This window comes from Streptomyces fuscigenes (assembly GCF_021556455.1).
GTDB classification, from domain to species: domain Bacteria; phylum Actinomycetota; class Actinomycetes; order Streptomycetales; family Streptomycetaceae; genus Streptomyces; species Streptomyces fuscigenes.
In genome coordinates, this window is the sequence record NZ_JAKGCV010000180.1 from 1 (window position 1) to 10,761 (window position 10,761).

Sequence of the window (10,761 nt, forward strand, 5' to 3'; positions counted from 1 at the left end):
CCCGTCCGGCGGGCCGCGGCCGCGCGGGTCCCGGCCCCGCGCCGGACCATCCTCGCGCCGCGACCCGCCCCGGCGCACCCCCGCACCCTTGCTTCGAGTTCGCTCGAACGCGTTGGCTGTGACCCATGAAGTACACGCAACTCGGACGCACGGGTCTCGAAGTCAGCCGCATCGTCCTCGGCACCATGAACTTCGGCCCGCTCACCAACGAGGCCGACAGCCACACGATCATGGACGCGGCCCTCGACGCCGGCGTCAACTACTTCGACACGGCCAATGTCTACGGGTGGGGCGAGAACAAGGGCCGCACCGAGGAGATCATCGGCACCTGGTTCGCGCAGGGCGGCGGCCGCCGGGACAAGGCCGTGCTCGCCACCAAGGTCAACGGCAACATGGCCGGCGACGGCCCCGCCTGGCCCAACCACCACAAGCTCTCGGCCGTCAACATCCGGCGTGCCGTGGACGCGAGCCTCAAGCGCCTGCAGACCGACTACATCGACATCTACCAGTTCCACCACGTCGACCGGAACACCCCGATCGAGGAGATCTGGCAGGCCATCGAGGTCCTGATCCAGCAGGGCAAGATCCTCTACGCGGGCTCGTCGAACTTCCCCGGCTACAAGATCGCGCAGGCCAACGAGGCCGCACGGCAGCGCGGCAGGGTCGGCCTGGTCAGCGAGCAGTGCCTGTACAACCTGGCCGAGCGCCGCGCCGAGATGGAGGTCATCCCGGCCGCCCAGGAGTACGGGCTCGGAGTCATCCCCTGGTCGCCGCTGCACAGCGGCCTGCTCGGCGGCGCGATCCGCAAGGAGCGCGAGCGCGGCGGCGAGGGGGGCGGCCGCTCGCTGAGCCGCCTCAAGGACTCCCCGGCGCTGCGCGACAAGGTGCAGGCGTACGAGGACCTGCTGGACAAGCACGGCGTCGAGCCCGGCGAGGCCGCCCTGGCCTGGCTGCTGACCCGGCCGGGCGTCACGGGTCCGATCGTCGGCCCGCGCACGATGGAGCAGCTGGAGTCGGGGCTGCGCGCCGTGGACCTGGAACTGTCGGACGAGCTGCTGGCGGGCCTCGACGAGATCTTCCCGGGGCCGGGCCCCTCGCCGGAGGCCTTCGCCTGGTAGGGGACGCCTCCGGAGCCACCGGGGCGGGGGCGTGGGGCGGGCGGGACCGTGGCGTCGACCGGCCCGCGCCCCCGCCCCGTCTTCATCCCCCGCCCTGTCTCCGTCCCGCGCCCGTCGGTCATCCCGCACGCCCGGCGGTGGGCCCAGCGCCGCGCGGGGGGCCGGCCCTGCCCGCCGGGCCGTCCGCTCAGTGCACCGCCGCGGCCACCGCGACGATCACGAACAGCAGGAACAACACACCGGCCATGATCCGGTTCCGGGTCTTCGGGTCCACACTCCCGAGATTAACGACCCCGCCCGAGAGGCCGGCGCGCGAGGGTCTCGTAGCGGGGCCGCGCGCCCGGCGTGCGCCCGTCGGGCAGCCGGCTGCGCACCAGGCACAGATCCGTCACCTGCCAGACGGGTCCCTCCACGCCGCCCAGCCGCTCGGCGTAGGGGTCCAGGTCGACGCCGGCCTCTCCGGGCGCGGGGGCCGGTGCCCGGGCCAGGGTGAGGTGCGGCCGGTAGGCGCGGTGCTCCTGCGTACCGATCCCGGCGCGCCGTGCCGCAGCCCCGGCCCGCTCGGCCAGCCGGCGCAGCTCGGGCAGCGCGCCGTCCGCTCCGGCCCACAGGGCCCGGCCGCCGAAGTGGCCGCCGCCCCGGACGCGCAGCGCGAAGGGTGCGCAGCGCCGGGCGGCGCGGGTCAGCCGCTCGTCGAACGCGGGCAGCAGTTCCTCGTCCACCTCGCCGAGGAACACGACGGTGAAGTGCCAGGCCTCCTCCGCCGTCCACCGCAGGCGGTCGGCGCCCGGCAGGCCGTGCAGCGGGGCGACGGCGGCCCGCAGGGCATCGGTGGCCTCGTCGGGCGGCAGCACGGCCGCGAAGAGTCTCACGCCGCCCACCCAAGCACGCCGGGCGGGCGCCCGGCACCCGGACGCCCGAGGCCCCGGACCCGCCCGGCCGGGTCCGGTACGGACGCCGGGGTCCGCCCGGGTGCGCGAAGGGCGGCCGGGGCACCCGCTCCGACCGCCCTCTCCCGCCCGCAGCCTCTCAGGACAGGCCGCCTAGGCGACCGAGGTCAGCTCGGCCTCCGTCCTGCCGCCGTCGCGCGGGACGAGCTCCACGTACGGCCGCCCGTCGCGCACGCCCATCCGGGGCCGTACGCCGACGACCTTGACCAGGACGAACCCCACGACCAGCGCCGCGATCAGCGTGACCCCGCCGCCCGCGGCGAAGCCGACGCGGGCGCCGAAGGTGTCGGTGACCCAGCCCAGCAGCGGTCCGCCGATCGGCGTGCCGCCGACGAACACCATCATGTAGAGGCTCATGACGCGGCCGCGCATCGCGGGCTCGGCGGCCATCTGCACCGTCGTGTTCGCGCTGATGTTGGTCGTCATGCCCATCATGCCGATCGGCACGAGGACCAGGCAGAACAGCCAGACGTACGGCGAGAACGACACGAGGACCTCGAGCAGCCCGAACGCCGCCGCCGCGAAGACGAGCAGCCGCAGCCGCGTCGAACGCCTGCGGGCCGCGAGCAGCGCGCCGCTCAGCGAGCCCGCCGCCATCAGGATGTTGAAGAACGAGTACAGGCCCGCGCCGCCGTGGAAGACGTTGTTCGCGAAGGCCGTCAGCCAGATCGGGAAGTTGAAGCCGAACGTGCCCACGAAGCCCACCAGGGCGATCGGCGCGATCAGCTCCGGCCGCCCCTTCACGTACCGCAGCCCCTCCCTGAGCTGGCCCTTGCCCTTCTTCACGAGCCGCCCCTTGTGCAACTCGCCCGGGCGCATCAGGAGCAGTCCCGTGAGGGGTGCGAGGAACGAGAGCCCGTTGAAGAGGAACGAGTAGCCGCTGCCCACGGAGGTGATCAGCACACCGGCGACGGCGGGGCCGACCAGTCGCGCGGTCTGGAAGTTGGCCGAATTGAGGCTGACCGCGTTCCGCAGCTGGTTGGGGCCGACCATCTCCGACACGAAGGACTGCCGCGTCGGGTTGTCCACGACCGTGACGACGCCGACCAGGAACGCGATCAGGTACACGTGCCAGACCTGGACGTGCCCGGACAGCGTCAGCGTGGCGAGGACGAGGCCGCACAGCCCCATCGCACCCTGGGTGCCGATCAGCAGCCTGCGCTTCGGGTAGCGGTCCACGAGCACGCCGCCGTACAGGCCGAACAGCAGCATCGGCAGGAACTGCAGCGCCGTGGTGATGCCGACGGCGGCCGAGGAGTGGGTCAGGCTCAGGACCAGCCAGTCCTGCGTGACGCGGGACATCCATGTGCCGATGTTGGAGACGACGGCACCCGTGGCGAACAGCCGGTAGTTGCGGATCTTCAGGGACGAGAACATGCCGCCGGGCGCGGCGTCCGGCAGGCCGTCGTTCTCCGTGCCGGGCCCGGGCGTGCCGGGTGCCGCCGGAGTGCCCTGCCCCGCGGGCGTGCGGGGGCTGCCGGACGCGCCGGGTATCGCGGTGTGCGCGGGGCTCGCGGTGTTCGCGGGTGCGGACGACGCGCTCCGGCCGTCCGGTGCGTCCTGCGCCCCGGCGGCGCCCCGCGCCTCGGAGGCGTCCTGCGCCTGGGCCGGGCCGGAGGTGCCGGGCCCGCCGGGTGTGCCGGGCGCCGGGGCCCCCGGTGCGGTGACGACGTCGGCGGCCGCGAGGGCCTCCCCCGCCGCCTCGGCCGTCTGCACGGCGGCGGACGCGGAGTCGGCGTCCGTGTCGTCGCCGGCGACGGGTGCCTGGTCGGCTCCCGGGGTCGGTGGGGGCGTGTTCTGGGTGTCGTGGGCGGATTTGTGTGCGGGGGCGGAGTCTGCTCCGGATCCCGTACTCAAAGTGCGTTCGCCTCCTCAGCGGTGACGCGATGGTGCGGTGCCGCCGTCTCCGGCGGCGGGTTCGTTCGGCGCGCGGTGGCGCACGTGGCGCTCGTGGCGCGGCTCGTGGCCTCCGTCGCTCCCGCGACCCGCTGGGTCACAGGTCGGCGAGCTTCTCCAGGACCGGGGCGGCCGCGCGCAGCTTCGCCCACTCGTCCTCGTCCAAGCCCTCGATCAGGGAAGCCAGCCAGACGTTCCGCTTGCGGCGGCTCTCCTCGAGCATCGCCTCGGCCTGCTCGGTCTGGCTGACCACCTTCTGCCGGCGGTCGTCGGGATGCGGTTCCAGCCTGACAAGCCCCTTGGCTTCCAGCAATGCCACGATTCTGGTCATCGACGGTGGCTGGACGTGCTCCTTGCGGGCCAGTTCGCCCGGTGTGGCGGAGCCGCAGCGGCGCAGCGTGCCCAGCACCGACATCTCGGTGGGGCTCAGCGACTCGTCGACGCGCTGGTGCTTGAGCCGCCTCCCCAGCCGCATCACGGCGGAGCGCAGGGAGTTCACGGCGGCGTCGTCCTCGACGTCGTGGGACAGGACAGGCATGTATTTAGAGTAACTCATTACCCAAACTAAGGAGTACCCGCGCGCGGCCGATTCCGGGTGGCATGGCACACACATTTCACTCGTACGAGTGACTCTGTTCCGGAAAGTCACCCCCCGGCCGCCACCGGGGCCGGACGCTTGCCGACATGGGATCGACAGTGCTCAGCCTGCGGATCGACGGTGAGCTGCTCGACCGGATCAGGCACCACGCGGCCAGACGGGGGATGAGCGTGCAGGACTACGTGGTCAGAACGCTCGTACGGGACGACTTCGACGAGCGCTTCAAGACGGCCGTGGACGAGACCGAGAGGTTCTACCGCAGCTCGGCCGGGTGAGCCGGGACCGCCCGCCCCGCCCACCCGGCGGGACGCCGAAGGCCCCGCCCCGCCGGAGAGGGTTCTCCGTCGGGGCGGGGCCTTCGGCGCGAGCGCCGCGTCCACGTCCCCACATGTGACCGCATGCGACCGTACGCGCGCTCGCGACTCGTACGCGCTCGCGCGTGCCGCGTCAGGCGAGGCCGAACGCGGGCATCAGGTAGTAGAAGAGGAACACCGCCGACACCACGTACATCGGGACGGGGACCTCCTTGCCGCGGCCGAGCGCCAGGCGCAGCACGGTGAAGGTGATGAAGCCGATGCCGATGCCGTTCGTGATCGAGTAGGTGAACGGCATTATCACCATCGCCAGGAACGCGGGGATGGAGATCGACCAGTCACTCCAGTCGATGTCCTTGATCGACCCGGCGAGGATCATGAAGCCGACCGCGACCAGCGCGGGCGTCGCGGCCTGCGAGGGCACCATCGTGGCCAGCGGCGTCAGGAACAGCGACACCGCGAACAGCGCGCCCGTCACGATCGACGCCAGGCCCGTGCGGGCGCCCTCGCCGACACCGGCCGTGGACTCGACGAAGCACGTGCCCGCGGAGGACGAGCTGACGCCGCCCGCGGCGACGCCCATGCCGTCGATGAACAGGATCTTGTTGATGCCGGGGATCCGGCCCTTCTCGTCGGTCAGGCCGGCCTTGTCGCCGACGCCCAGGACCGTGCCCATGGCGTCGAAGAACGACGAGAGCAGCACGGTGAAGACGAAGAGGATGCCGGTGAGTATGCCGACCTTGTGGAAGCCGCCGAACAGGCTGATGTGGCCGATCAGCCCGAAGTCGGGGGACGAGACCGGGTTGCCGGGCCACTTCGGCACGGTCAGGCCCCAGGACGGCACCTTGGCGACGAGGTTGATGACGATCGCGAGGACCGTCATGGCCACGATCGAGATCAGGATCGCGCCGGGCACCTTGCGGACCAGGAGCACCAGGGTCAGCATCGCGCCGAGGGCGAAGATCAGCACCGGCCAGCCGTCGAGGTGGCCGGTGGCGCCGAGCTGCAGCGGCACGGTGGTCTGCGCGACGTCGGGGATGCGGGAGACGAACCCGGAGTCCACCAGGCCGATCAGCATGATGAACAGGCCGATGCCGATGGCGATGCCCTTGCGCAGGCCGCCGGGCACCGCGTTCATGACGCGCTCCCGCAGCCCGGTCGCGACGAGCAGCATCACGACGAGGCCGGCCAGCACGACCATGCCCATCGCGTCGGGCCAGCTCATCCGGGGGGCGAGCTGGAGGGCGACGACGGTGTTGACGCCGAGGCCGGCGGCCAGCGCGATCGGCACGTTGCCGAACACGCCCATCAGGAGCGTGGTGAAGGCGGCGGTGACGACGGTCGCCGTCACGAGCTGCCCGCTGTTGAGGTGGTGGCCGTACATGTCCTTCGCGCTGCCCAGGATGATCGGGTTGAGCACGATGATGTAGGCCATCGCGAAGAAGGTGGCGAAGCCGCCGCGGATCTCACGGGCGACGGAGGAGCCGCGCTGTGTGATCTTGAAGTAGCGGTCGAACCCGTTGTGCGGGTCCGCGGGAGCTGGCTGACCCACGGGGTCGACCGGTGCGGAGGGCATGCGTGGAGACCTCAGTCGTCATCGGGGCGGGGCGGGGGGTGTCCGTCTCTGGTCGCGCTCGGATGCGCTGCTCATCTTGGATGTTCGAACGAGCAGATCAGGACAACGATCGACCGGAAACCGTTTCAGTATGAATAAAAGTACGTGAAGATCACCATCTCCGCGCGTAGATCCCTTTCATATCGGGACATACCGACCAACTTTCGGGTCCTTGGCCGTCACGTGACGGCGCCCGGGGGCTTGGACGTCCCTACGAAGGAGGTCCGGCGGCCGCCCGGCCCGGGAGGCCCCCGGGGCCGGGTGACACCCCCCACATAGACTGGTCGCCATGACCGGTCCCACGGCGACGCCGAAGCGCGAGGCCCCCGCACCCCTCGAAGGGCCGATCGTCGCCACCGTCACGGCCGGCACGATCATCTGGTCCGTGATGTTCCTCGGCCAGCTGCCCTTCTACGGCTGGTTCAGCGACCACGGCCACGCCTGGTGGATCTGGACGTGCCTGGCCGGCGCGGGCCTCGGCTGCTTCGGCATCTGGTACGTGCGGGCCCGGGACGCGGCGATCAAGCGCTCGGCGGCCACCCGCGACGCGGACCCCGACGCCCAGTCCCCGGGCGGCGAGCCGCCCGCCCCGGCGAACGGCACCCGCGGCCCCGACGGGACCGGCGGGGCCTGACGGGACCGGCGGGGCCTGAGGGGACCGGCGGGGCCTGAGGGCGCCCCCGCTCCCGGCGGCTCAGGCGTCGAACCAGCGGTCGCGCTCCAGCTCCGCCGTCCGCGTCGGGTCCTCCAGCAGCGCCGCGACCTCGAAGCGGCGCGGCCACTGGCCGGCCGCCCAGGCCAGCCCGGCCGCCACCCCCTCCAGGGTCGCGACGTGCACCGTGCCGTCCGGCGTGCGGCGCCAGTCGAGTTCGACGTCGCCGGAGGGGCCGTGCACGACGAGCTCCTCGTGCTCCACGTACGTGCGCGGGGCCCCGGCGCCGAGCAGGACGCGTACGGGTTCCGGCACGTCGTGCTCCTCGCCCCGCGAGGCGACCTCGGCCAGGCCCTCCTCCGCGGCGTACTCGCCGAGCCGGCGCACCTGGAGCAGTTCCGCCAGTTCGGCGGCACCGGAGGGCGACACCGGCAGCAGCGGGAGGCCCGCCGTCAGGGGCAGCAGGTCGGGGGCGTCGGCGACGAGCGCGTCGGCCGCGTCGACGACGCGCACCCGCCCGTCCACGACGGCCCGCAACTCGTCCGGCAGAGTGACCTGTTCCGGGTCGAGGTCGCTGAGGGCCGTGTACAGGGCCCGCAGTTGGGCGGGCCGGACGGCGCGCTCCGGGTCGGCGAGCCGTCCCAGCAGCTCGGCGGCGCCACCCGGTTCGGCCAGCAGGGCCGCCGTGCTGGTGCGGACCCCGAGGGCGCGCAGCACCTCCGCGTCGTCGAATCCGGTCGCGTCGACCGCGTCGTAGAGGCCGTCCAGGAGCGGGTCGCCGCCCGCGGCCCGCAGGCCGGCGGGCCTGCGCCCGTCGAGCACCGGGTGCCCGCGCAGCCACCAGGCCGTGTACGGGCGCACCGTCTCGACGGTGCCGTCCGGCAGCAGCACCCTGACCCGCTGGGTCAGCGCGTCGCGCAGCGGGGGCCGCGCCAGCAGGGCCAGCGCCCGGGGCCAGGCGTCGTCGTCGACGAGGTCCAGATCCCGCACGGCGACGATCTCGGTGGCGACCGGCGGGACCGGCGACTCGGGCAGCCGGTCGAGGACGTCCTCGCACCACACGTCGACCGCGTCGAGCAGGCCCGCGTCGTCCGGTTCGGGGAAGTCCCCGCTGCGGGGCTCCAGTTCGTCGGGGTCGAGGACCACGTCGGTGGCGCGTACGAGCGCGAAGCCCGCGAGCACCCCGCACGCCGCGAGCGGCTGCTCACCCCAGCGCTGCGCCAACTCGGAGTCGACGTAGGCAAGTTCATCCTCACGCAGCACGGATGCGATCTCGCTGCCGGGCAGCACCAGTTCACCCGCGGGCGCGAGTTCGCCGTCCTCGTCGGGCAGGGCGAGCGCTCCGAGCCACGGCTCGTCGCCCGGCTCCAGCCCGGCGTCGCGCACGAGGCGCAGCACGGTCTCCGCCAGTTCCTCGGGGCCGGGCGCCGCGGCGGCGTCGTCCTCGTACCAGATGTCGTCGGCGTCGAGCGACGCGGCGACGGCGGCCCGTACCTGGGGGGTCGTCAGGACGGCGCGCGGCGTCGCCGCCAGCGCCCCCAGCTTCTCCAGCAGCGGATGCACCGCCTCGGGGTGGGCGACCTTCAGGCCGAGGCGGCCGAGGTCCGCGGGCGGCTCCGCGTCCGGCAGCGGCAGCAGCACCTGGCGCGGCCCGATCGCCGTGCGACCCGAGGCCAGCGGCACCGGCAGCCCGGACAGCCGGTCCGGGTCCACGCCGGCCAGTGACTCGTACAGGCGGTGCCACCACGCGGGCGGGCGTTCGGCACCCGCGATGCGCTCGATGGCGTCGCCGAGCGGCAGCCGGCCGACGCCGAGCGTGCGCAGCTCGACGCGGCGCTCGTGGCCGCCGGGCAGCAGCGTCGGGAGCACCTCCGCCAGCACGCGTACGGTGTCGGCGCCGGCGCCCTCCACGACCTCGGCCTCGAAGGGCCGCAGCGCGGGCATCTCGTCCGTGGGCGCGGCGGGCGGCAGGAACGCGACACGCGGCAGGCGCTCCAGGATCGCCGCGCGCAGCGACCCGTCCAGCTCGCCCTTGCCGAGCGGGCCCGGCACGAGATCGATGGTGCCGGGCGTCACGGGGTCCCAGGAAGCCAGCAGTTCCGCGTACGCGTCGGCGGCGCGGGCGACGAGGAAGTCGGTGAACGGGCCCGGGGCCGGGTGGCGGCGGGTCGGGTCCAGCGGGAACGACGCGATGAGCAGCGCGGGCACGCCCAGCGGCTCGTCGGTGGGCGTCGGGGCGTGGACGACCGGGGCGGTCCCCGGCCGGCCCGGGACGCCCGGGGCTCCGGCGGCGGTGCCGTCGCCCCCGCCGGAGCCGGCTTCGGGATCGGAGCCGTCCGCCGTGACGACCGGGACGGCCCACGTGACCGACCAGTGCGGGCGCAGGCGTTCCTCCGTCGGGCGGTCGGCGAGCAGCTCGGGCGCGGCGGTGCCGTGCCGCCGCACGACCCGCCAGGTGCGGCGCTCGCCGCCGTCCTCGACCCGGACGAAGGGGCCGTCCTCGACGCGGCGCAGGACCCGCTCGGCACCCGGCCCGCCGTCGCTCTCCGCGCCCCCCGCGCCCCCCGCGCCTTCGATGACGATCTCCTCCAGGCCCGTCAGCGTCAGGAGCAGCGAGTCGTCGACGTCGGCGAGCAGCCGCCGCACGAGGTCGAGGGCGGTGCCGTCGCGCAACGGAAGGATCACGGCCGTGTCGTAGCCCACGGGTGCGGCGCCCTCGGCGGGCAGCGGCAGGCGCAGCAGGGGCACGTGCCCGTCGCGGCGCCGGATCTCCTCGCCGAGCGGGGTGCCCGCGTCCTGGGCCGGGTCGGCCGCGGCCTCCCTCGCGAGCGCTTGCGCGTCGGTCAGCGACCAGCGGACACCGCCGGTCCGGCCGACGACCGCCGGCTCGTCGCTGACGGCGAGCACGGCGGCGAAGCCGACGCCGAAGCGGCCCACGCTGTCGCTCTCCTCGCGCTTGGCCGAGGCGCGCAGCGTCGACAGCGACTCGACCCCGGCCGCGTCGAGGGGCGCGCCGGTGTTGGCGGCCACCAGGACCGGGCCCTCGCCCGCGCCGTCCCCGCCCCGGCTGCGCAGGGTCAGTCGCAGCCTGCCGGGCACCCCGGCGCGCGACGCCGCGTCGGCGGCGTTCTGTGCCAACTCGACGACCAGCCGGTCCCGGTAGCCGCCGAGGGCGAGGTCCTCCTCGGCGTTGGCGTCCTCACGGAACCTCGCGGGGCTCGCCGCCCAGGCGTCGAGCACTCCCCGCCGCAGCCGGGCGGTGTCGAAGGGGTCGGCCCCGTCGCCTGTCGTGACGCTCACGTTGTGACTCCGCTCTGCTCTGTCTGCCGGTTCCCCACACGCACCTGCGCCGTGCGGCCCGAAGGTACCGCCCCCTACCCGGCGACCACACCTCGCACTCCCCGGCCGCCCGGTTCGGGCCACGCCGGTGAGCGGCGGGTTCCGCCCCGGTGACGTCCGGACCACGGGCACCCGTACGGGCGGGGGCGGAGCGGTGCGCCGGACGCGCGGGCGCGTGCCGGCAGGACGCATACGGGCCCGGGGTACCCGCCCGGGCGGCCGAGGCCGGGACGGCGGCGCGGCCGGGCAGGGGACGGACGGCGCTCTGCCGCCGAGGAG

Annotated in this window: 8 protein-coding genes; 3 read left to right on the plus strand and 5 right to left on the minus strand. The window is 74.1% G+C overall.

Going from position 1 to position 10,761, the window contains the following annotated elements:
• Positions 1 to 125 precede the first annotated feature (125 nt).
• Positions 126 to 1,118 (plus strand): aldo/keto reductase, encoded by a 993-nt coding sequence (locus tag L1885_RS15995; protein WP_235797787.1) that lies wholly within the window; start codon positions 126 to 128, stop codon positions 1,116 to 1,118.
• Positions 1,119 to 1,402: 284 nt separating this feature from the next.
• On the opposite strand, the gene thpR is transcribed toward L1885_RS15995, so the two are convergent.
• The 3 genes from thpR to L1885_RS16010 all read right to left on the minus strand — a co-directional run bounded on the left by thpR (position 1,403) and on the right by L1885_RS16010 (position 4,502).
• On the minus strand, positions 1,403 to 1,990 hold the full coding sequence (gene thpR, locus L1885_RS16000; RefSeq protein ID WP_235797788.1) for an RNA 2',3'-cyclic phosphodiesterase: 588 nt from the start codon (positions 1,988 to 1,990) through the stop codon (positions 1,403 to 1,405).
• Between the two features lie 171 nt (positions 1,991 to 2,161).
• Positions 2,162 to 3,469, minus strand: coding sequence for an MFS transporter (locus tag L1885_RS16005; protein ID WP_235797794.1), 1,308 nt, complete (start codon positions 3,467 to 3,469; stop codon positions 2,162 to 2,164).
• A gap of 592 nt (positions 3,470 to 4,061) precedes the next feature.
• Positions 4,062 to 4,502 (minus strand): MarR family winged helix-turn-helix transcriptional regulator, encoded by a 441-nt coding sequence (locus tag L1885_RS16010; RefSeq protein WP_235797789.1) that lies wholly within the window; start codon positions 4,500 to 4,502, stop codon positions 4,062 to 4,064.
• Between the two features lie 146 nt (positions 4,503 to 4,648).
• Here L1885_RS16010 and L1885_RS16015 point away from each other — a divergent pair, with 146 nt between their 5' ends.
• Complete coding sequence (locus tag L1885_RS16015) at positions 4,649 to 4,837, plus strand: BrnA antitoxin family protein (RefSeq protein WP_235797790.1); 189 nt, start codon at positions 4,649 to 4,651, stop codon at positions 4,835 to 4,837.
• 172 nt (positions 4,838 to 5,009) lie between these two features.
• Here L1885_RS16015 and L1885_RS16020 read toward each other — a convergent pair whose 3' ends face one another.
• On the minus strand, positions 5,010 to 6,452 hold the full coding sequence (locus tag L1885_RS16020) for an NCS2 family permease (protein ID WP_235797791.1): 1,443 nt from the start codon (positions 6,450 to 6,452) through the stop codon (positions 5,010 to 5,012).
• 328 nt (positions 6,453 to 6,780) lie between these two features.
• On the opposite strand from L1885_RS16020, the gene L1885_RS16025 reads away from it, so the two are divergent.
• Positions 6,781 to 7,125 (plus strand): DUF2530 domain-containing protein, encoded by a 345-nt coding sequence (locus L1885_RS16025; protein ID WP_235797792.1) that lies wholly within the window; start codon positions 6,781 to 6,783, stop codon positions 7,123 to 7,125.
• Between the two features lie 60 nt (positions 7,126 to 7,185).
• On the opposite strand, the gene L1885_RS16030 is transcribed toward L1885_RS16025, so the two are convergent.
• Entirely contained in the window at positions 7,186 to 10,443 is a 3,258-nt protein-coding gene (locus L1885_RS16030; RefSeq protein ID WP_235797793.1) for a sacsin N-terminal ATP-binding-like domain-containing protein, read from the minus strand.
• Positions 10,444 to 10,761 lie beyond the last annotated feature (318 nt).